The organism is Enterobacter sp. 200527-13 (genome assembly GCF_027924865.1).
In the GTDB taxonomy this organism is placed as follows: domain Bacteria; phylum Pseudomonadota; class Gammaproteobacteria; order Enterobacterales; family Enterobacteriaceae; genus Enterobacter; species Enterobacter ludwigii.
Map to the genome: position 1 here is coordinate 1 of NZ_BSCM01000016.1, position 20,887 is coordinate 20,887.

The 20,887-nt window shown below is 55.5% G+C and carries 18 protein-coding genes, 2 pseudogenes and 1 riboswitch; of the genes and pseudogenes, 13 read left to right on the plus strand and 7 right to left on the minus strand.

Going from position 1 to position 20,887, the window contains the following annotated elements:
* Positions 1 to 316 precede the first annotated feature (316 nt).
* Together purH and purD are read left to right on the plus strand one after the other, a co-directional pair.
* Complete coding sequence (purH, locus tag QMG44_RS23675; RefSeq protein ID WP_032679371.1) at positions 317 to 1,906, plus strand: bifunctional phosphoribosylaminoimidazolecarboxamide formyltransferase/IMP cyclohydrolase; 1,590 nt, start codon at positions 317 to 319, stop codon at positions 1,904 to 1,906.
* 15 nt (positions 1,907 to 1,921) lie between these two features.
* On the plus strand, positions 1,922 to 3,214 hold the full coding sequence (gene purD / locus QMG44_RS23680) for a phosphoribosylamine--glycine ligase (protein ID WP_032679369.1): 1,293 nt from the start codon (positions 1,922 to 1,924) through the stop codon (positions 3,212 to 3,214).
* A 43-nt stretch (positions 3,215 to 3,257) separates the two neighbouring features.
* Here the strand turns inward: purD and QMG44_RS23685 are convergent, their stop codons facing one another.
* The 5 genes from QMG44_RS23685 to hemE all read right to left on the minus strand — a co-directional run bounded on the left by QMG44_RS23685 (position 3,258) and on the right by hemE (position 6,798).
* A complete protein-coding gene (locus tag QMG44_RS23685) occupies positions 3,258 to 3,950 on the minus strand; it encodes a DUF1481 domain-containing protein (protein ID WP_086533127.1) in 693 nt (230 codons plus the stop codon).
* 11 nt (positions 3,951 to 3,961) lie between these two features.
* Positions 3,962 to 4,234, minus strand: coding sequence for a nucleoid-associated protein HU-alpha (gene hupA, locus QMG44_RS23690; RefSeq protein WP_002445246.1), 273 nt, complete (start codon positions 4,232 to 4,234; stop codon positions 3,962 to 3,964).
* Between the two features lie 186 nt (positions 4,235 to 4,420).
* Positions 4,421 to 5,011: a YjaG family protein gene (locus tag QMG44_RS23695; protein WP_014168169.1), complete on the minus strand. Its 591-nt coding sequence runs from the start codon at positions 5,009 to 5,011 to the stop codon at positions 4,421 to 4,423.
* Positions 5,012 to 5,055: 44 nt separating this feature from the next.
* Positions 5,056 to 5,724: a deoxyribonuclease V gene (gene nfi / locus QMG44_RS23700; protein WP_086533126.1), complete on the minus strand. Its 669-nt coding sequence runs from the start codon at positions 5,722 to 5,724 to the stop codon at positions 5,056 to 5,058.
* A 9-nt stretch (positions 5,725 to 5,733) separates the two neighbouring features.
* Complete coding sequence (gene hemE, locus QMG44_RS23705) at positions 5,734 to 6,798, minus strand: uroporphyrinogen decarboxylase (RefSeq protein WP_020882986.1); 1,065 nt, start codon at positions 6,796 to 6,798, stop codon at positions 5,734 to 5,736.
* A 1-nt stretch (position 6,799) separates the two neighbouring features.
* Here hemE and QMG44_RS24355 point away from each other — a divergent pair.
* Positions 6,800 to 6,889 (plus strand): annotated as a pseudogene (locus tag QMG44_RS24355) (hypothetical protein); the annotation flags it as partial.
* On the opposite strand, the pseudogene nudC reads toward QMG44_RS24355, so the two are convergent.
* Positions 6,858 to 7,610 (minus strand): annotated as a pseudogene (nudC, locus tag QMG44_RS23710) (NAD(+) diphosphatase); the annotation flags it as partial. The pseudogenes QMG44_RS24355 and nudC sit on opposite strands and share 32 nt — an antisense overlap.
* 95 nt (positions 7,611 to 7,705) lie before the next feature.
* Between nudC and QMG44_RS23715 the strand changes: the two are divergent.
* The 10 genes from QMG44_RS23715 to QMG44_RS23760 all read left to right on the plus strand — a co-directional run bounded on the left by QMG44_RS23715 (position 7,706) and on the right by QMG44_RS23760 (position 16,532).
* Positions 7,706 to 8,203, plus strand: a complete 498-nt coding sequence (locus QMG44_RS23715; protein WP_014168165.1) for an Rsd/AlgQ family anti-sigma factor — start codon at positions 7,706 to 7,708, stop codon at positions 8,201 to 8,203.
* Between the two features lie 98 nt (positions 8,204 to 8,301).
* Positions 8,302 to 8,411: riboswitch (TPP riboswitch) on the plus strand.
* Between the two features lie 78 nt (positions 8,412 to 8,489).
* On the plus strand, positions 8,490 to 10,385 hold the full coding sequence (gene thiC / locus QMG44_RS23720) for a phosphomethylpyrimidine synthase ThiC (RefSeq protein ID WP_044857196.1): 1,896 nt from the start codon (positions 8,490 to 8,492) through the stop codon (positions 10,383 to 10,385).
* Positions 10,385 to 11,020, plus strand: coding sequence for a thiamine phosphate synthase (gene thiE, locus QMG44_RS23725; RefSeq protein WP_047954905.1), 636 nt, complete (start codon positions 10,385 to 10,387; stop codon positions 11,018 to 11,020). Before thiC ends, thiE begins: the two co-directional genes overlap by 1 nt.
* On the plus strand, positions 11,013 to 11,768 hold the full coding sequence (locus QMG44_RS23730) for a HesA/MoeB/ThiF family protein (protein ID WP_032679364.1): 756 nt from the start codon (positions 11,013 to 11,015) through the stop codon (positions 11,766 to 11,768). Before thiE ends, QMG44_RS23730 begins: the two co-directional genes overlap by 8 nt.
* On the plus strand, positions 11,752 to 11,952 hold the full coding sequence (gene thiS, locus QMG44_RS23735) for a sulfur carrier protein ThiS (protein WP_014168161.1): 201 nt from the start codon (positions 11,752 to 11,754) through the stop codon (positions 11,950 to 11,952). Before QMG44_RS23730 ends, thiS begins: the two co-directional genes overlap by 17 nt.
* 1 nt (position 11,953) lies before the next feature.
* Positions 11,954 to 12,724, plus strand: coding sequence for a thiazole synthase (gene thiG, locus QMG44_RS23740; RefSeq protein ID WP_014168160.1), 771 nt, complete (start codon positions 11,954 to 11,956; stop codon positions 12,722 to 12,724).
* Positions 12,721 to 13,854 carry a 2-iminoacetate synthase ThiH gene (gene thiH / locus QMG44_RS23745; protein ID WP_047356136.1) on the plus strand — a complete coding sequence of 378 codons (1,134 nt, stop codon included), beginning with the start codon at positions 12,721 to 12,723 and terminating at the stop codon, positions 13,852 to 13,854. The genes thiG and thiH overlap by 4 nt, the downstream gene beginning before the upstream one ends.
* Before the next feature lie 329 nt (positions 13,855 to 14,183).
* On the plus strand, positions 14,184 to 15,725 hold the full coding sequence (locus QMG44_RS23750) for a sensor domain-containing diguanylate cyclase (RefSeq protein WP_086533124.1): 1,542 nt from the start codon (positions 14,184 to 14,186) through the stop codon (positions 15,723 to 15,725).
* A 180-nt stretch (positions 15,726 to 15,905) separates the two neighbouring features.
* Complete coding sequence (locus QMG44_RS23755; RefSeq protein WP_014068453.1) at positions 15,906 to 16,211, plus strand: PTS sugar transporter subunit IIB; 306 nt, start codon at positions 15,906 to 15,908, stop codon at positions 16,209 to 16,211.
* A 3-nt stretch (positions 16,212 to 16,214) separates the two neighbouring features.
* Positions 16,215 to 16,532, plus strand: a complete 318-nt coding sequence (locus QMG44_RS23760; protein WP_014168157.1) for a PTS lactose/cellobiose transporter subunit IIA — start codon at positions 16,215 to 16,217, stop codon at positions 16,530 to 16,532.
* Between the two features lie 59 nt (positions 16,533 to 16,591).
* Here the strand turns inward: QMG44_RS23760 and rpoC are convergent, their stop codons facing one another.
* The gene (rpoC, locus tag QMG44_RS23765; RefSeq protein WP_014168156.1) at positions 16,592 to 20,815 is read right to left on the minus strand and encodes a DNA-directed RNA polymerase subunit beta'; all 4,224 of its coding nucleotides are present in this window, start codon (positions 20,813 to 20,815) and stop codon (positions 16,592 to 16,594) included.
* Positions 20,816 to 20,887: the final 72 nt, after the last annotated feature.

Genomic DNA, 20,887 nt, shown 5'->3' on the forward strand with positions numbered 1-20,887 from the left:
CGGGTTATCTGTGAAGTGATTCACATCCGCCGTGTCGATGGAGGCGCATTATAGGGAGTTCTCTGCAGGCCGCAACCGCTAAATGACAGAAAAATGACTGACTGCTGCATTCCCCAGCAAAACCCCGCCTTATACCCTTTTACACACAGACTTATCCACAGAGATACGAAAAAGTGAAAATTCGCGAGCGTTGCGCAAACGTTTTCGTTAAAATGCTCGCGCTTAACAAGGATGCCTCGTCAGGTGTGTTAGATGAGTTTTTCGCTGGAAAATTCATCTAACGCTCTCTGTAATCGTGAAATCCAGGGGATTTACCATGCAACAACGTCGTCCAGTCCGCCGCGCTCTGCTCAGTGTTTCTGATAAAGCCGGTATCGTCGAATTCGCTCAGGCACTTTCTGCACGCGGTGTGGAGCTGCTTTCTACAGGTGGTACCGCTCGCCTGTTAGCAGAGAAAGGTCTGCCGGTAACCGAAGTGTCCGATTACACCGGTTTTCCGGAAATGATGGATGGACGCGTCAAGACCCTGCACCCGAAGGTCCACGGCGGTATTCTTGGTCGTCGCGGCCAGGACGACGGCATTATGGAAAAGCATGATATCGCGCCAATCGACATGGTCGTCGTTAACCTCTACCCGTTTGCACAGACCGTTGCCCGCGAAGGCTGCTCTCTGGAAGACGCCGTCGAAAACATTGATATCGGCGGCCCAACCATGGTGCGCTCAGCGGCTAAGAACCATAAAGATGTTGCCATCGTGGTGAAGAGCAGCGACTACAACACCATTATTAATGAGATGGATGCCAACGAAGGGTCGCTGACGCTGGAGACGCGTTTCGACCTCGCCATCAAAGCATTCGAGCACACCGCCGCGTACGACAGCATGATCGCCAACTACTTCGGTAGCCTGGTGCCTGCTTATCATGGCGAAAGCACTGAACCTTCCGGCCGCTTCCCGCGTACGCTGAACCTGAACTTCATTAAGAAGCAGGATATGCGTTACGGAGAGAACAGCCACCAGCAGGCTGCCTTCTATATAGAAGAAGAGGTAAAAGAAGCCTCTGTTGCGACCGCACAGCAGGTTCAGGGCAAGGCACTCTCCTATAACAACATCGCTGACACCGATGCAGCGCTCGAGTGCGTGAAAGCGTTCAGTGAACCCGCCTGCGTAATCGTGAAGCACGCGAACCCATGTGGCGTAGCGGTAAGCACCTCCATTCTCGACGCTTATGATCGCGCGTATAAAACCGACCCAACCTCCGCATTCGGCGGCATTATCGCCTTCAACCGCGAGCTGGACGCTGACACAGCACAGGCCATCATCTCCCGTCAGTTTGTCGAAGTGATCATCGCTCCATCTGCATCCGACGAAGCCCTGAAAATCACCGCGGCAAAACAGAACGTGCGCGTACTGGTGTGTGGCCAGTGGGCTGAGCGCGTACCGGGTCTGGACTTCAAACGCGTGAACGGCGGTCTGCTGGTTCAGGATCGCGATCTGGGCATGGTCACCGCGGGCGATCTGCGCGTCGTGACGAAACGCCAGCCTACCGAGCAGGAACTGCGTGACGCGCTGTTCTGCTGGAAGGTTGCGAAGTTCGTGAAATCCAACGCGATTGTCTATGCAAAAGAGAACATGACTATCGGAATAGGCGCAGGCCAGATGAGCCGCGTTTACTCCGCGAAAATTGCCGGTATCAAAGCGGCCGATGAAGGTCTGGAAGTGAAAGGCTCGGCAATGGCTTCTGACGCCTTCTTCCCGTTCCGTGACGGTATCGACGCTGCTGCGGCAGTGGGCATTACCTGTGTTATCCAGCCTGGCGGCTCAATCCGTGACGACGAAGTCATTGCCGCTGCTGACGAACACGGTATTGCGATGATCTTCACCGACATGCGTCACTTCCGCCATTAATCCACGGAGCAGAAAATGAAAGTATTAGTCATTGGTAATGGCGGGCGCGAGCACGCTCTGGCGTGGAAAGCGGCCCAGTCGCCGCAGGTAAAAACCGTCTTTGTGGCACCGGGTAATGCCGGTACTGCGCTGGAACCCACGTTACAGAACGTCGCTATCGGCGTGACCGATATCCCGGCCCTGTTGAGCTTTGCTCAGCAGGAGAAAATCGATCTGACCATCGTGGGTCCGGAAGCGCCGCTGGTGATTGGCGTCGTTGACGCCTTCCGGGCTGCTGGCCTGCAAATCTTCGGCCCAACGGAAGGGGCTGCACAGCTGGAAGGTTCGAAAGCCTTCACCAAAGATTTCCTCGCACGTCATAACATCCCGACGGCGGAATATCAGAATTTCACCGAAGTAGAGCCAGCCCTGGCTTACTTACGTGAAAAAGGTGCGCCTATCGTTATCAAAGCCGACGGTCTGGCCGCCGGTAAAGGCGTTATCGTGGCGATGACGCTCGAGGAAGCCGAAGCCGCGGTTCAGGATATGCTGGCAGGCAACGCCTTTGGCGATGCGGGCCATCGCATCGTGATTGAAGAGTTCCTTGACGGTGAAGAGGCGAGCTTTATCGTGATGGTCGACGGCGAGCATGTTCTGCCGATGGCCACCAGCCAGGATCATAAACGCGTTGGCAATGCAGATACCGGGCCGAACACCGGCGGTATGGGCGCTTACTCCCCTGCCCCTGTGGTCACTGACGAAGTGCATCAGCGCACCATGGACCGCATTATCTGGCCAACCGTCAAAGGCATGGCTGCCGAGGGTAATACTTACACCGGTTTCCTCTATGCAGGCCTGATGATCGACAAACAGGGCAATCCGAAGGTGATTGAGTTCAACTGCCGCTTCGGCGATCCGGAAACGCAGCCAATCATGCTGCGCATGAAATCTGACCTGGTGGAACTGTGTCTTGCCGCCTGTGAAGGTAAGCTGGATGAGAAAACGTCTGAGTGGGATGAACGTGCTTCTCTGGGGGTGGTGATTGCTGCAGGCGGTTATCCGGGCAATTACAATACCGGTGATGAGATCCACGGTTTACCGCTGGAAGAATTGGAAGGCGCGAAGGTATTCCACGCCGGCACAAAGCTGTCTGACGACGATCGCGTGCTGACCAATGGCGGCCGTGTACTGTGTGCGACCGCGCTGGGTCACACCGTTGCAGAAGCACAGAAGCGTGCCTATGCGCTGATGGCAGATATTCACTGGAACGGTAGCTTTAGCCGCCAGGATATCGGCTATCGCGCAATTGCGCGTGAGCAGGGCGAGTAATTCTTCAGCCAGCCCCTCTCCCGTCAGGGAGAGGGGACGTCACTCAAAAACTCTTTTCTGTCGGCTGCCAGGTGCAGAAGTCTTCGTTCGCGACCAGCAGCAGTTGAGAACCTTCCGGCGCTTCCAGCCACGCCACACTCACTTCCATTGATGAATGCCGCTGACGGCGCTCAATATGTTCGGTTGCCCAGGCTTCAAGCTCAGGCTTAACGGTTTGCCCTTCGCAGGTTGTTACCGTGCCATCGGCATGCCAGCGCCCCTGGCGCAGCACAACGCGTCCCTGACGCAGCGCATCGCTGGTCTGGCGGATTTGTTCGGCACGATAACGATAGAGCGCGACTTGATCGCTGGAAAGCTGCTGTTTTTGACCGCTGACTTCCCGCTGCATAAAGCTCAGCTCGCCATGGTCATCAAAACGCACTTTCACATGTTCGGGGGTCTTGCTGTAGACATTCAGTTCTATCAGCGACAGGTCATCGCCCTGCCAGCGATACTCCGCGGTCGACGTATTGCCGTTATGCCACGGACTGAAAGCAGAAAGCAGATGCACTTCGCCGTCAGAATCTTTGCGCCAGATCCTCACCGCGCCCTGGTTGTCAGCGTAGCCGCTGGCGGTAAACGGTGGCAGAGAGGTGTCGTGGCTACAGGCGGACAGAAACATCACGCCCGCCAGCGCGAAAAGACCGCGCCAGACAGACAAAAGGGGCGTTGCCGCCCCTTCGTTAAAACTGTTCACTGCCACGCGTCTTACTTAACAGCGTCTTTCAGTGCTTTACCAGAAACAAATGCCGGCACGTTAGCTGCGGCGATTTTGATTTCTTTACCGGTCTGCGGGTTGCGGCCAGTACGCTCAGCGCGGTGGTTCACTTTGAAGGTACCGAAACCAACCAGTTGTACAGCATCACCTTCTTTCAGAGACTCAGTAATAGCAGCCAGGGTAGATTCCAGAGCAGCTTTAGCCTGCACTTTAGACAGATCAGCCTTGTCCGCAATTACATCAATCAGTTGAGTCTTGTTCATAAGTTATCCTTTCAATGTGTTTATCGCTTGCTAAGCATCGAGTGCGACGAAAATGCCAAAAAAGCACTCTCCTGCATACACGCACCGATAGCCACTTTTTTTCGCCCCCCAAATGTAGACCAGACAAGGGGCGAAAGGGAAGAGTCGAGGAGCGACAAAACGAGCGTTATATCAAGTTTTGTTGTCTCATTGGTTAAAAATTATACCAATATTGCTCTCACCAGCCTCACGTAAGTCCGCACGGAGCCCTTTTATCAGCTCAATATCGCGTTCTTCACACTCTGCCAGCAGGCGGAAAATTTCCCACTGGATATCCCATTCCTGCTCAACCGCGGGGTTCACTCGCAGCTCTTCGTCGGTCATTTCCCGACCTTCCTGGGTCATTTCCAGCATCGCGACGGTCGTAATGGATGCCTTGCTGACTTCGATAGCATGCTCCAGCGTTTCACCGCTCAGACGGGAATGAATCAGTTCGCTTAATGCCACGCAGGCATCAATGGCCGGATAGACACCATACAGGTCGTAGTCATCCGCCGCCGGGATCGCCTCTTCAAGCTTTTCAAGCTGAGAGTCGAAATTCACCTTAGCGTCTTTGACCGTCAGCGTCTCCCAGATTAAATCCAGGATGCGGCGATAAATCTGCCCTTCACCAAAGCCTGTCTGCTTGCAGAACGCGGCATAGTTGGGATACATGCGCTCGCACAGGCAAGCCATAAAAGTCACGTGCTGCCAGCTTTCCAGCTTCTCAAGGCGCAGATGAATCGGGTTTTGTAGCATGATGAGGTCTCGAATCGAAAATTAGCCGCAGTTTACCTGAATCATCACTGAATTTCTTGCCAACGCGTAAAAGCCGGACGCCCTGACGCTACCGCATCAGCCCAGCGGGTGGGCTCCGGTAAGCGATACCCTTTCATGCAGCGTTGCACCCAGGCCAGCGCACTGTCCGTGCTCACCCGATGCCCGGTGGCGATAAACAGGGGGTTACAACGCACTTTACTGCGCCAGACCCACGCCAGTTGCTCACCCTTATCGATGAGAGGTGCCAGCGCGCCTGGCTCGGCGGAGAGCGGCTCAAACGCACCGCACAGGCGTTTTTTAGCCACACCAATGGTGGGGACATCCACCAGCAGCCCAAAATGGCTGGCGACACCTAAGCGGCGCGGATGAGAGATACCATGGCCGTCGACAAACAGCAGGTCGGGTTTTTGCGAGAGTTGCTCCCACGCTGCCAGCAGCGCGGGATATTCACGGAATGAGAGAAAGCCAGGAATGTACGGCATGGTGGTGGCGATACGCGCCACCTTGTACTCCACCAGTTCCAGCGAGGGATACTTCAGCAGCACCATTGCCGCCCGCGTCACTTCACCTCCCTGCTCAAACCCCACATCTGCTCCGCCAATGTACTGCGGCGGGTCTGTGTCCAGACGATCCTCACGGATCACAGATGAGGCCAGTTCTATCTGTTGAGCGCGTAATGACGCGAGATCCATAACCACTCCTTACTGATGATAATGTGCAGAAAGTCGGTGCACCGCCTCCACAAACGCGCCAGCGTGTTCTGGCGGTACATCCTGATGAATACCGTGCCCGAGGTTGAACACGTGTCCTTCGCCCTGGCCGAAACCAGCGAGAATGGAGGCCACCTCTTCCTCAATACGGGCAGGCTGAGCATAGAGCATAGACGGGTCCATGTTGCCCTGCAGCGCCACTTTGTCACCCACGCGACGGCGCGCATCGGCAATATCGGTTGTCCAGTCGAGACCCAACGCGTCACAGCCGGTTGCGGCCATGGCTTCCAGCCACTGCCCGCCGCCTTTGGTGAACAGCGTCACCGGCACCCGGCGACCTTCGTTTTCACGCAGCAGGCCATCGACGATTTTATGCATGTAATACAGCGAGAACTGCTGGTAATCGCGCCCGGTCAGCACGCCGCCCCAGGTATCGAAAATCATCACCGACTGCGCGCCTGCTTTAATCTGCGCGTTAAGATAGAGTGTGACGCTCTTCGCCAGCTTGTCGAGCAGCGTATGCAGCGCCTGTGGCTCCGCGTACATCATCTTTTTAATGACGGTAAAGGCTTTGCTGCTGCCACCTTCCACCATATAGGTCGCCAGCGTCCACGGGCTGCCTGAGAAGCCAATCAGCGGCACTTCGCCTTTCAGTTCACGGCGAATTGTGCGCACGGCGTTCATCACATACCCCAGCTCCTGCTCAGGATCCGGTACCGGCAGCTTATCAACGTCGGCTTTGCTTTTGATCGGGGAGGTGAAACGCGGACCTTCACCGGTTTCGAAATAGAGCCCAAGGCCCATGGCATCCGGAATGGTCAGAATGTCCGAAAAGAGAATAGCGGCATCCAGCGGGTAGCGGCGCAGCGGCTGGAGCGTCACTTCGCAGGCCAGCTCGGCATTTTTGCACAGCGACATAAAATCACCCGCCTGCGCACGCGTGGCTTTGTACTCTGGCAGATAGCGCCCCGCCTGGCGCATCATCCACACCGGGGTGACATCAACGGGCTGGCGCAGCAGCGCACGCAGATAACGATCGTTCTTCAGTTCGGTCATTTTGCAGTTCCTTATTGCGTCAGTCCGTGAGTGTAACACTACTCATACTCGGCCCGACACATCGCCACGGTATCTTCTATCAGCCGACGGGCTACCGTTCCCGGCGGGGGTAACAGTGGCAAATCGTCATAACGGTACCAGTTCGCGTCCAGCAGCTCTTTCTGGTCGATAACAATCTCACCGCTATCGTATTCGGCCATAAACGCCGTCATCAGCGACTGCGGGAACGGCCACGGCTGAGACGTTACGTAACGCAGGTTCTTCACCCGGATCCCGCTCTCTTCCATCACTTCACGCGCCACCGCCTGCTCCAGCGTTTCGCCCACTTCAACGAACCCGGCAAGAACAGTATGAATGCCGTTGCGATGGCGGGTATGTTGTGCCAGCAGGATGGAATCGTCACGCCGGATAGCGACGATAATGCACGGCGCAATCTGCGGATAATAGCGTTCACGGCAGTGGCTGCAGAGCATGGCCCACTCGGTTTTGCTCGGGTGCATGGTATGCCCGCAGTAGCCGCAGTATTTATGCGATCGGTAAAACTCGGTCAGTTGCACGCCACGGCCTGCCAGCTGGAACAGGCCCACATCAAGATCCAGCACCTGACGAACGGATCCCATGTCCTGGCGGCGAGGCTGCTGGATCAACCACACCGGCTCCCCTTGCCACTCGCCGATCTTCAGCGCAGGCTGACCAACGAGATCGAAACGATCGGCAGTGCCATGGGGTATTTCCCCACCGGGCAGCCATAATTTTTGTTCGTGACTGACAATCCACCAACCCAGATCTGATTTTTCAATAATACGATCCATATCTATTGCACTACCTTCGCTTCACTGACATGTTGTTAGCATTGTGGTTACATTTTGGATAAGCAGAATCAATTCTAAACCTTGCGGAGTCGAACATGTTAAACCAGCTAGAAAGCCTGACTGAGCGCGTTAGAGGAAGTAACAAACTGGTGGATCGCTGGCTACATGTGCGCAAGCATCTACTCGTGGCTTATTACAATCTGGTCGGTATTAAGCCTGGCAAAGAATCGTTTATGCGACTGAATGAAAAAGCGCTGGATGATTTTTGTCAGAGCCTGGTCGACTACCTGTCCGACGGCCATTTCAATATTTATGAACGCATTATCCGCGAAATGGAAGGCACTAGCCCGTATTTAACGGCATCCAAACTCTACCCGCTGCTGGAAGCCAATACCCAGCAGATCATGAATTACTACGATTCCACACTCGAGAACGCCATCGATCACGACAACTACCTTGAGTTTCAACAGGCGCTGTCCGATCTCGGCGAAGCGCTGGAAGAGCGATTCTCGCTGGAGGATAAGCTGATCGCCCTCGTACTGGATAACGATTCTAAGGCCAGCAACGAAGATAACATCGCGCGGCCTGCTTGAGTTCTTGATCGTTAACGAGTAGTTTACAAACATTCGCCCCTCTCAGGAGGGGGTATTACACGAAATCATTCATGCGATAGCATGAACGATGGCGTGTAAATTTCTTGTCGGAGTGCCCAGTGTGAAAGCACGGGCTGAGACCGTTAATTCGGGATCCGCGGAACCTGATCAGGCTAATACCTGCGAAGGGAACAAGAGTAAAACTGCTGTAGTATCGCCCCCGGGCGATCTCCTCTTGCTTCATCCGTCGTCTGACAAGCCATGTCCTTCACTTTTGGAATGAGCTATGTCTACTACTAAACTGACCCGCCGCGAACAGCGCGCACACGCCCAACACTTCATCGACACCCTGGAAGGCACCGCTTTCCCGAACTCTAAGCGTATTTACATCACCGGCTCTCAGGCGGATATCCGCGTTCCGATGCGCGAAATCCAGCTTAGCCCGACGCTTCTTGGCGGCAGCAAAGAAAACCCGCAGTATGAAGACAACGAAGCCGTGCCGGTGTACGACACGTCTGGCCCGTACGGCGACCCTGATGTGGCCATTAACGTGCAGCAGGGGCTGGCAAAACTTCGCCAGCGCTGGATTGACGCGCGTAACGACTGCGAAGAACTGACGGTTCGCAGCTCTGCCTACACCAAAGAGCGTCTGGCCGACGACGGCCTGGACGAACTGCGCTTCGCGGGCCTGCTGACGCCGAAACGTGCGAAAGCGGGCAAATGCGTTACCCAGCTGCACTATGCGCGTCAGGGGATCGTCACCCCGGAGATGGAGTTTATCGCCATCCGTGAAAACATGGGCCGTGAGCGCATCCGTAGCGAAGTGCTGCGCCACCAGCATCCGGGCGAAGGTTTCGGTGCCCGCCTGCCGGAAAACATCACCCCGGAGTTTGTGCGCGATGAAGTGGCCGCTGGCCGCGCGATTATCCCCGCCAACATCAATCACCCGGAATCCGAACCGATGATTATCGGCCGCAACTTCCTGGTGAAGGTCAACGCCAATATCGGTAACTCCGCGGTCACCTCCTCCATCGAAGAAGAGGTCGAGAAGCTGGTCTGGTCAACGCGCTGGGGCGCGGACACGGTAATGGATCTCTCCACCGGGCGTTATATCCACGAAACCCGCGAGTGGATCCTGCGTAACAGCCCGGTGCCTATCGGAACGGTGCCGGTCTATCAGGCGCTGGAGAAAGTGAACGGTATCGCTGAAAACCTCACCTGGGAAGCGTTCCGCGACACGCTGCTGGAGCAGGCTGAACAGGGTGTAGACTACTTCACCATCCACGCGGGGGTGCTGCTGCGCTACGTGCCGATGACCGCGAAGCGTCTGACCGGCATTGTCTCGCGCGGGGGCTCAATCATGGCGAAGTGGTGTCTGTCTCATCATCAGGAAAACTTCCTCTACGAACACTTCCGCGAGATCTGCGAAATCTGTGCCGCTTACGACGTCTCGCTGTCGCTGGGCGACGGCCTGCGCCCTGGTTCCATTCGTGATGCCAACGACGAAGCGCAGTTTGCCGAACTTCACACGCTGGGCGAGCTGACCAAAATCGCCTGGGAGTATGACGTGCAGGTGATGATTGAAGGCCCGGGCCATGTCCCCATGCAGATGATCCGCCGCAATATGACGGAAGAACTGGAGCACTGCCATGAAGCACCATTCTATACCCTGGGGCCGTTGACCACCGATATTGCCCCGGGTTACGACCACTTCACCTCCGGAATTGGTGCGGCGATGATCGGCTGGTTCGGTTGCGCCATGCTCTGCTATGTGACGCCAAAAGAGCACCTCGGTCTGCCCAACAAAGAGGACGTGAAGCAGGGGCTTATCACCTACAAAATTGCCGCCCACGCTGCGGACCTGGCGAAAGGCCATCCGGGCGCGCAAATTCGCGATAACGCGATGTCGAAGGCCCGCTTTGAATTCCGCTGGGAAGATCAGTTTAACCTCGCGCTCGACCCGTTTACCGCCCGCGCCTATCACGACGAAACCCTGCCGCAGGAGTCCGGCAAAGTGGCCCATTTCTGCTCCATGTGTGGGCCAAAATTCTGCTCGATGAAGATCAGCCAGGAGGTGCGTGACTACGCCGCCGCGCAAGCCATTGAAGTGGGCATGGCGGATATGTCAGAAACCTTCCGCGCGAAAGGCGGCGAAATCTACCTCAAAAAAGAGGAGGCGTAATGTACCAGTCCGATTTCCCACCCGTGCCCTTTCGTTTAGGGCTCTACCCGGTGGTGGACAGCGTGGAGTGGATTGCCCGCCTGCTGGAGGCAGGTGTACGCACGCTGCAGCTACGCATCAAAGATAAACGCGATGAGGAGGTGGAGAACGATGTCGCCGCCGCCATCGCGCTGGGGCGTCGGTATCACGCCCGCCTGTTTATCAACGACTACTGGCGACTGGCGATAAAGCACCAGGCCTACGGCGTGCATCTGGGTCAGGAGGACCTGGAGACCACAGACCTGAAGGCCATCCGGGAAGCCGGTTTGCGCCTGGGTGTCTCGACCCATGACGATATGGAGATTGACGTGGCACTGGCGGCACGCCCTTCGTACATTGCGCTTGGACACGTCTTCCCGACGCAAACTAAACAGATGCCCTCCGCGCCACAAGGGCTGGCACAGCTGGCGGCTCACGTGAAGCGTCTTGCGCAGTACCCGACCGTGGCCATCGGCGGGATTAGCCTTGAACGCGCTCCGGCCGTGCTGGATACCGGTGTCGGCAGTATCGCCGTCGTCAGTGCCATCACCCAGGCCGCAGACTGGCAGGCCGCCACCCGGCAGCTCTTACAACTGGCAGGAGCAGGCGATGAATGATCGTGACTTTATGCGCTATAGCCGCCAGATCCTGCTGGAGGATATCGCCATCGACGGGCAGCAAAAGCTACTCGCCAGCCGGGTTTTGATTGTCGGGCTGGGCGGATTAGGCGCGCCTGCCGCGCTCTATCTGGCCGGTGCAGGCGTGGGCACGCTGGTACTGGCCGATGACGACGAGGTGCATCTTAGCAACCTGCAGCGTCAAATCCTCTTCACCACCGAGGATATCAACCAGCCCAAAGTACACATTACCCGCCAGCGTCTGAACCAGCTGAACCCGGATATTGAGCTCATTGCGTGTCAGGAGCGGCTCAGCGGCGACAATCTGCTCCGAGAAGTCGCCCTGGCCGACGTGGTGCTGGACTGCACCGACAATATGGCAACCCGCCAGGCGATCAACGCCGCCTGTGTCGCAAAAAATACGCCGCTTATCACCGCCAGCGCGGTGGGATTCGGCGGGCAGATGATGGTCCTGACACCGCCGTGGGCGCAGGGCTGCTATCGCTGTTTGTGGCCAGACGATGCTGAGCCAGAGCGTAACTGTCGCACCGCGGGCATTCTTGGCCCGGTTGTGGGGGTGATGGGTACCCTGCAGGCGCTCGAGGCCATCAAGCTGCTCAGCGGAATGGAGACCGAGCGCAACACGTTGCGGTTATTTGACGCCCGCTCCAGCGGATGGCGTCATCTGGCGTTACACCGTGCCAGCCACTGCCCGGTATGCGGAGGCGGCAATGCGCATTCTGTTTAACGATGAGCCGATGAAATGCGAGGACGGGCTCACCGTTGCCGTGCTGCTCGATAAACTGCGCCAGCTCAAGCCGGGAACGGCGCTGGCGCTCAATCAACAGATCCTGCCGCGCGAGCAGTGGGAACATCAGCAGGTCAGTGAAGGCGACCAGATCCTGCTGTTTCAGGTTATCGCAGGGGGCTGAGATGTTACGTATTGCCGATAAAGTCTTTGATTCACATCTGTTTACCGGAACCGGGAAATTCGCATCACCCCAGCTGATGGTTGATGCCATCCGTGAAAGCGGCAGCCAGCTGGTCACGCTGGCGTTAAAACGCGTGGATCTGCGCCATCATAGTGATGCCATTCTGGCGCCTTTACTGGAAGCTGGCGTCACGCTACTGCCAAATACTTCCGGCGCGAAAACGGCCGAAGAGGCCATTTTCGCCGCTCAACTGGCGCGTGAAGCGCTCGGCACACGCTGGCTGAAGCTGGAAATTCACCCGGATGCTCGCTGGCTGTTGCCCGACCCGATCGAGACGCTGAAAGCGGCAGAAAAGTTGGTACAACAAGGGTTCATCGTTCTGCCTTACTGCGGTGCCGATCCGGTACTCTGCAAACGTCTGGAAGATGTTGGCTGCGCCGCCGTTATGCCGCTGGGCGCGCCTATTGGCTCCAACCAGGGGCTGGAAACCCGGGCAATGCTGGAGATCATCATTGAGCAGGCCACCGTGCCGGTGGTGGTGGATGCGGGTATTGGCGTACCAAGCCATGCCGCGCAGGCGCTGGAGATGGGGGCGGACGCGGTGCTGGTGAACACGGCCATCGCGGTTGCCGACGATCCGGTCATGATGGCGCGCGCGTTTCGCATGGCGGTGGAGGCTGGCCTGCTGGCACGGCAATCAGGCCCTGGCTCGCGCAGTTTTCAGGCGCAGGCCACCAGCCCGCTGACCGGTTTTCTGGAGGCAATCTCATGACCACCTTTACCGACCGCTGGCGGCAGCTTAACTGGGACGACATTGCCCTGCGCATCAACAGCAAAACGCCGGTCGACGTCGAGCGCGCACTGAATGCGCGCCATCTGACCCGCGACGATTTAATGGCCCTGCTCTCCCCTGCGGCCAGCGCTTATCTGGAGCCGATGGCCCAGCGCGCCCAGCGTCTCACCCGACAGCGCTTTGGCAACACGGTGAGCTTTTACGTCCCGCTCTATCTCTCAAACCTGTGCGCCAATGACTGTACCTACTGCGGCTTCTCCATGAGCAACCGCATTAAGCGTAAGACGCTTGATAAGGAGGAGATCGCGCGCGAGTGTGCGGCTATCCGGGAAATGGGCTTCGAGCATCTCCTGCTGGTCACCGGAGAGCACCAGGGCAAAGTCGGAATGGACTATTTCCGCCAGCACCTTCCTGCCATTCGTCGTCAGTTCGCCTCGTTGCAGATGGAAGTGCAGCCCCTGTCGCAGGATGAGTATGCGGAGCTCAAAACGCTCGGACTGGATGGAGTGATGGTCTATCAGGAAACGTACCACGAAGCGACCTACGCCCGGCATCACCTGAAGGGCAAGAAACAGGACTTCTTCTTCCGCCTTGAAACACCGGACAGGCTCGGACGTGCCGGGATCGACAAAATTGGTCTTGGTGCGCTGATTGGGCTTTCCGATAGCTGGCGCGTGGATTGTTACATGGTGGCGGAACATCTGTTGTGGCTTCAGCAGCACTACTGGCAGAGCCGCTACTCCATCTCCTTCCCCCGGCTGCGCCCGTGTGCTGGCGGGATTGAACCGGCCTCACTCATGGACGAGCGCCAGCTGGTACAAACGATCTGCGCGTTTCGCCTGCTTGCCCCGGAGGTTGAATTATCGCTCTCAACACGTGAATCACCGGCGTTCCGCGACCGCGTGATCCCGCTTGCGATAAACAACGTGAGCGCATTTTCCAAAACACAGCCGGGCGGTTACGCCGATGATCACCCTGAACTGGAGCAGTTTGCCCCGCATGATGGACGACGTCCGGAAGCGGTCGCCGCGGCCCTGAGCGCGCAGGGGCTGCAGCCGGTCTGGAAAGACTGGGACAGCTGGCTGGGAAGAGCCTCGCAATTACGCTGAAACATACTGCAACTCCGCAGAAATAAAACGAGTCGGCACGGAGAGTCACAACCGGATGATTGTCAGCTATCGTCCGGTTTTTTATTGTCATGTGGTCAGCAACGGACGCTGACCAGGGCGAAAAGCTTCTTCCTCGTTTCGCCCTGCCTCTGACTTATCGTGCTCACTGAATTTCTGATTTTATGAGTAATTTCTTAGCCATTCTTAAGATAAATCATCTCGTCTGAAATCGTGTTCCGTATAATTCACAGCTAACCGCAGGACTGCGACTATGCTGAGAGGATATCGGCAGACGAAAAGCATTCACCCTCAGGAATGATGTACAACTCATGGCACTTCACAGCAAAAAACTCTCTTTTACCCGGCCAATAATGGCCAGCTTCGCGGGGATACTGTGCAGTTTTGCACTGATCGCTGTCGTGGTTACGCTTTCGCAGCGAAAGGATTTTCTTGAGGATTATCATAAAATTAATGGTAATTTTACGCATAATCTGGCGGTTAACTATACCGAATCAATGTTGCGTGAAAACGACTATATTCTTGGTCGTTCTGCGATGTACTTTTCCCGCAACGAAATACTGAATGAGACGCTGAACGTCAACCCGACGCAAGGGTTGCAGATGTTGATGCATTTGCAAAACCTGATGCCGACCGTGTCATCCATCTCGCTGGCCGACACGGAAGGGCATTATTTGCACGTTCCAGAAGCGCCTCCCACGGAAAAGAGTAAAAACGTCGATCCGCGGACGCGCCCGTGGTTTGTCGCCCACGCGGAAGCCAGTATTTTCAGCCATTATACCCACCCTTATATGGACTACTTTACCGGACATCCAACGGTCACGCTTTATAAGCCATTGATTTCAACAGAAGGCAGACTCAAGGGAACCCTGGCCTTTCATCTTGATTTGGCGTCGATGGGGTATACCCTTCGACAGATGGTGGCCCCTGTACAAGGGGAATTCTTCGTCGTCGAGCGCGACGGAACCGTGGTGCTTCATCCTGACACGGGCGCGCTGTTCAAAAAATACGTGAGCGAAGCGCTGATGGACAAAATGACCAGCGGCGAGGGGCATTTATACGACCGGAAAAGTAAAACCTGGTATTACTACTACTCCTTCACTAACCCGGATTGGTTTGTCATCTACCGGGTCTCTGGCGCGACCCTGACGGATATTACCCGCCACGAAACCACTATCGTTGGCTGGGGATTTGCACTGGCGGCGATTATTATCATTCTCTTCGGTTTGTACCTTCGCCATGCCTCGCGTACCGTGCTGATGCATATTATCAACGCCATCAAAACTGGCGACGTCAGCCAGGCACCGCGTCTGGAAGCGATGCTGAGTCATACCATCCAGTCGAATAAAGAGCGTGAGATGGCATATGTCCGCCAGGCAACCCACGATGCGCTCACAGGCTGCAAAAACCGCCGCGCGTTTGATACCGATATGGAAGAGTTAATGGCGGCTCAACAGCCTTTCGCACTGGCGCTGGTGGACATCGATAACTTCAAATCAATCAACGATACCTGGGGCCACCTTAGCGGCGATATTGTCCTGCGTAACGTGGCGCGTGAAGGGATCCAGATCATGCAACCGCACCACATCTCGGTGTACCGGTACGGTGGAGAAGAGTTTGCGGTGGTCTTCCAGGCTGCGCAAATTGCTGATGCAATCTCGTTGCTGGAAGCGTGGCGTACCACCATTGAAAAACGCGTCTGGCGCGAAGAAAACCTGCAGGTCACGTTCAGTGCAGGCCTGGGGGAATGGCATTTCGAACCGCTGGAGCAATTTGTAGGGAGCGTGGATAACGCACTTTACAGCGCAAAACAACAGGGTAAAAACCGCATCCTTCAGACCTCCATCCGTTAATTTCTTCCCTCCCACGCTGTCCGTTTCGACGGGCAGCGTGCGCTTTCATGCAAAATTGTAACCGGTTTCAGAAAATCACCCATTTCTTTGTGATGCCTGACACACAATCGCGGTAAAGCGGTTGTTGAAGCGGTCTGCACGGGATAATTATCAATAAACACATGTAGATCGAGGCTGATTATGAAGAACATCGTTTTATGCTGTGCAGCGGGAATGTCAACCAGCATGCTGGTTCAACGTATGAAAGACGCCGCGCAGAAAAAAGGAGTTGAAGTCACCATTAAAGCCGTTCCGGTTGCGGAGTTTAAAGATAATATCGCGACGGCTGACATCGTATTGCTGGGGCCACAGGTTAAATACGAGCAGGCTAAACTTCAGGCGCAGGCCGATCCGCTGGGTAAAAAGGTCGCGGTGATCGACATGATGGATTACGGCATGATGAAAGGTGATGTCGTCCTGGAAAAAGCGCTTAAATTACTGGAGTGACCCGTGGAAGATTTAGAAACAACGATCATGGAACTGCTGGTCAACGCGGGAGCAGCGCGCAGTGCTGCCCTTACGGCGTTGCAGATGGCCCGTAAAGGTGACTTTGACGAAGCCGAAAAGGCGATGGAAGAGTCGCGTGAATACGTGAAACATGCCCACACCATCCAGACGCAACTGATTGGTCTTGATGAAGGGACCGGAAAGCTGCCGGTTAACCTGATCACCGTCCACTCTCAGGATCACCTGATGAACGCGATGGTCATTCAGGACCTGGCGGGCGATATGATTGAGCTGTATCGTCGGCTACCGCTGATAAACTGAAAAATATGCAGACATAAAAAAACCCGCCGAAGCGGGTTTTTTATTTGCTGAATCAACGATTACTCGTTGTCAGAACCACCCAGACCTGCGTTCAGCAGCTCTGCCAGGCTCGCGGATGCATCTTCAGCAGTTACCTGCGGTGCAGCTGGCAGTTCGCCTGCAGCACGACGACGCATACGATCCTGATGGTACGCATAACCGGTACCCGCCGGGATCAGACGACCCACGATAACGTTCTCTTTCAGACCGCGCAGTTCATCACGCTTACCTGCTACAGCGGCTTCGGTCAGGACACGCGTGGTCTCCTGGAACGATGCTGCAGAGATGAAGGACTCGGTTGCCAGAGACGCTTTGGTGATACCCAGCAGATCGCGCGAGAAGGTCGCAGCGATTTTGCCGTTCGCTTCCAGATCGCGGTTAGCGATCTTGACGCGTGAGTATTCAACCTGCTCGCCTTCCAGGAACTCAGAGCTGCCCGCGCTATCGATGGTTGCTTTACGCAGCATCTGACGAACGATAACTTCAATGTGTTTATCGTTAATCTTAACGCCCTGCAGACGGTATACGTCCTGTACTTCGTTAACGATGTAACGAGTAACAGCATGCACACCACGCAGACGCAGGATGTCGTGCGGCGCTTCTGGACCGTCGGAAACCACGTCACCACGTTCTACACGTTCACCTTCGAACACGTTGAGCTGACGCCACTTAGGAATCATCTCTTCGTACGGCTCGCTGCCATCTACTGGGGTGATAACCAGACGGCGTTTACCTTTGGTCTCTTTACCGAAGGAGATGATACCGCTGATTTCAGCCAGGATTGCAGGCTCTTTCGGACGACGTGCTTCGAACAGATCCGCAACGCGTGGCAGACCACCGGTAATGTCCTTGGTACCGCCGGATTCCTGAGGAATACGCGCCAGGGTGTCACCAGAACTGATCTGTACGCCATCTTCCAGCTGTACAATCGCTTTACCCGGCAGGAAGTACTGCGCAGGCATATCGGTACCAGGGATCAGAACGTCGTTACCCTGAGCATCAACGATTTTCAGTGCAGGACGCAGATCTTTACCACCGGCAGTACGCTCAGCAGAGTCCAGAACGACCAGAGAAGACAGACCGGTCAGCTCGTCGGTCTGACGAGTAATGGTCTGGCCGTCGATCATGTCAGTGAAGCGGATGAAACCACTTACTTCGGTGATAACCGGCATGGTGTGTGGATCCCAGTTTGCAACGGTTTCACCGCCGGCAACCTGCTCGCCATCACCTTTAGCCATAACAGCACCGTAAGGCACTTTATAGCTCTCTTTGGTACGACCGAATTCGTCGATCAGCTTCAGCTCGGTGTTACGAGAGGTCACAACCAGCTTGCCTGCGGAGTTAACAACAGACTTCGCGTTGCTGAGCTTGATGCTACCTTTGTTTTTCACCTGGATGCTGGATTCAGCAGCCGCACGAGATGCCGCACCACCGATGTGGAACGTACGCATCGTCAGCTGTGTACCCGGTTCACCGATGGACTGTGCCGCGATAACACCGATTGCTTCACCTTTGTTGATGATGTGGCCACGCGCCAGGTCACGACCATAGCAGTGCGCACATACACCGAAATCGGTGTCACAAGATACAACGGAACGAACTTTCACAGAGTCAACAGAGTTCGCTTCCAGCAGGTCACACCACTGTTCGTGCAGCAGCGTGTTGCGTGGAACCAGAATGTCTGCGGTACCCGGCTTCAGAATGTCTTCCGCGGTTACACGACCCAGTACGCGATCGCGCAGCGGCTCTTTAACATCACCACCCTCGATAACCGGGGTCATGGTGATACCTTCGAGGGTGCCACAATCGTCTTCGGTCACAACCAGATCCTGCGCAACGTCAACCAGACGACGCGTCAGATAACCGGAGTTCGCTGTTTTCAGTGCGGTATCCGCCAGACCTTTACGCGCACCGTGAGTAGAGATGAAGTACTGGAGTACGTTCAGACCTTCACGGAAGTTCGCGGTGATTGGCGTTTCGATGATGGAGCCATCTGGCTTCGCCATCAGACCACGCATACCTGCCAGCTGACGAATCTGTGCTGCAGAACCACGCGCACCGGAGTCGGCCATCATGTAAATGCTGTTGAAGGAAACCTGCTGCTCTTCTACGCCGTCACGGTTAATCACGGTTTCGGTTTGCAGGTTATCCATCATCGCTTTGGATACACGATCGTTCGCCGCAGCCCAGATATCGATAACTTTGTTATAGCGTTCGCCCGCGGTAACCAGGCCAGACTGGAACTGCTCCTGGATCTCAGCAACTTCGGCTTCCGCTTCAGAGATGATCTCGTGTTTCTTCTCTGGGATAACCATGTCATCGATACCAACAGATGCACCTGAACGCGCTGCATATGCAAAGCCGGTGTACATTGTCTGGTCAGCGAAGATAACCGTCGGCTTCAGACCCAGAATGCGGTAACAGGTGTTCAGCATTTTGGAGATCGCTTTCTTACCCAGCGCCTGGTTGACGATGGAGAAAGGCAGACCTTTCGGTACGATCATCCACAGAATGGCACGGCCAACGGTCGTGTCTTTCAGGCTGGTTTTCGCAACGAATTCGCCGTTAGCATCTTTTTCATATTCAGTGATACGCACTTTGACACGCGCATGCAGAGAGGCCAGGCCAGCGCGATAGATACGCTCAGCTTCTTTAGGGCCAGTCAGCACCATGCCTTCGCCTTTGGCGTTAACACAGTCACGGGTCATGTAGTACAGACCCAATACAACGTCCTGAGAAGGAACGATGATTGGTTCACCGTTCGCTGGAGACAGGATGTTGTTAGTAGACATCATCAGCGCACGCGCTTCGAGCTGGGCTTCCAGCGTCAGCGGTACGTGAACAGCCATCTGGTCACCATCGAAGTCGGCGTTATATGCCGCACAAACCAGCGGGTGCAGCTGGATAGCTTTACCTTCGATCAGTACCGGTTCAAATGCCTGGATACCCAGACGGTGCAGTGTTGGTGCACGGTTCAGCAGTACCGGGTGTTCGCGGATAACTTCGTCCAGGATATCCCAAACGACAGCTTCCTCACGCTCAACCATTTTCTTAGCGGCTTTGATGGTGGTGGCCAGGCCACGCAGTTCCAGCTTGCCGTAGATGAACGGTTTGAACAGCTCCAGTGCCATTTTCTTCGGCAGACCGCACTGATGCAGACGCAGGTATGGACCTACGGTGATAACAGAACGACCGGAGTAGTCAACACGCTTACCGAGCAGGTTCTGACGGAAACGACCCTGTTTACCTTTGATCATATCGGCCAAAGATTTCAGAGGACGTTTGTTAGAACCGGTGATCGCACGACCGCGACGACCGTTATCCAGCAGGGCATCTACCGCTTCCTGCAGCATACGTTTTTCGTTACGTACGATAATGTCCGGCGCAGCCAGATCCAGCAGACGTTTCAGACGGTTGTTACGGTTAATAACGCGACGATACAGATCGTTCAGATCCGACGTTGCGAAACGACCACCATCCAGCGGAACCAGCGGACGCAGATCTGGCGGCAGAACCGGCAGAACGGTCAGGATCATCCACTCTGGTTTGTTACCAGACTGAACGAACGCTTCCAGCAGTTTGATACGCTTGGTCAGCTTTTTACGCTTGGTTTCGGAGTTGGTTTCGTTCAGCTCTTCACGCAGCTGCTCGCACTCTTGCTCAAGGTCCATGCTCTTCAGCAGGGCCTGAATAGCTTCCGCACCCATCTTCGCGTCGAATTCGTCACCGAACTCTTCCAGCGCGTCCAGATACTGTTCTTCGGTCAGAATCTGGTGGCGTTCCAGGTTCGTCATACCGCCTTCGATAACCACATAAGATTCGAAGTACAGAACACGTTCGATATCGCGCAGCGGCATATCCAGCAGCAGGCCGATACGGGACGGCAGAGATTTCAGGAACCAGATGTGCGCAGTTGGAGATGCCAGTTCGATGTGGCCCATGCGCTCACGGCGCACTTTGGTCTGGGTCACTTCAACGCCGCACTTCTCACAGATCACACCACGGTGTTTCAGGCGCTTGTACTTACCGCACAGGCACTCGTAGTCTTTTACTGGCCCGAAAATTCGTGCACAGAAAAGGCCGTCACGCTCAGGCTTGAACGTACGGTAGTTGATGGTTTCCGGCTTTTTAACTTCACCGAAAGACCATGAACGGATCATGTCTGGCGAAGCCAGAGCAATTTTGATCGCATCAAACTCTTCGGTTTTAGTCTGCGCTTTCAGAAACTTTAATAAATCTTTCACGGATTTGCTCCCGTCGGAGTTAGCACAATCTGGTGTCGGGGGTTAGCCCGACACCAGTGACCTGTTTGAGCG

Coding starts and splice junctions, on each gene's coding strand:
- QMG44_RS23755 (WP_014068453.1), top strand. CDS start 15,906: ATGAAGAACATCGTTTTATGCTGTGCAGCGGGAATGTCAACCAGCATG.
- thiE (WP_047954905.1), top strand. CDS start 10,385: ATGTACCAGTCCGATTTCCCACCCGTGCCCTTTCGTTTAGGGCTCTAC.
- QMG44_RS23715 (WP_014168165.1), top strand. CDS start 7,706: ATGTTAAACCAGCTAGAAAGCCTGACTGAGCGCGTTAGAGGAAGTAAC.
- hupA (WP_002445246.1), bottom strand. CDS start 4,234: ATGAACAAGACTCAACTGATTGATGTAATTGCGGACAAGGCTGATCTG.
- thiC (WP_044857196.1), top strand. CDS start 8,490: ATGTCTACTACTAAACTGACCCGCCGCGAACAGCGCGCACACGCCCAA.
- QMG44_RS23695 (WP_014168169.1), bottom strand. CDS start 5,011: ATGCTACAAAACCCGATTCATCTGCGCCTTGAGAAGCTGGAAAGCTGG.
- QMG44_RS23750 (WP_086533124.1), top strand. CDS start 14,184: ATGGCACTTCACAGCAAAAAACTCTCTTTTACCCGGCCAATAATGGCC.
- thiG (WP_014168160.1), top strand. CDS start 11,954: ATGTTACGTATTGCCGATAAAGTCTTTGATTCACATCTGTTTACCGGA.
- purH (WP_032679371.1), top strand. CDS start 317: ATGCAACAACGTCGTCCAGTCCGCCGCGCTCTGCTCAGTGTTTCTGAT.
- purD (WP_032679369.1), top strand. CDS start 1,922: ATGAAAGTATTAGTCATTGGTAATGGCGGGCGCGAGCACGCTCTGGCG.
- thiS (WP_014168161.1), top strand. CDS start 11,752: ATGCGCATTCTGTTTAACGATGAGCCGATGAAATGCGAGGACGGGCTC.
- thiH (WP_047356136.1), top strand. CDS start 12,721: ATGACCACCTTTACCGACCGCTGGCGGCAGCTTAACTGGGACGACATT.
- hemE (WP_020882986.1), bottom strand. CDS start 6,798: ATGACCGAACTGAAGAACGATCGTTATCTGCGTGCGCTGCTGCGCCAG.
- nfi (WP_086533126.1), bottom strand. CDS start 5,724: ATGGATCTCGCGTCATTACGCGCTCAACAGATAGAACTGGCCTCATCT.
- QMG44_RS23730 (WP_032679364.1), top strand. CDS start 11,013: ATGAATGATCGTGACTTTATGCGCTATAGCCGCCAGATCCTGCTGGAG.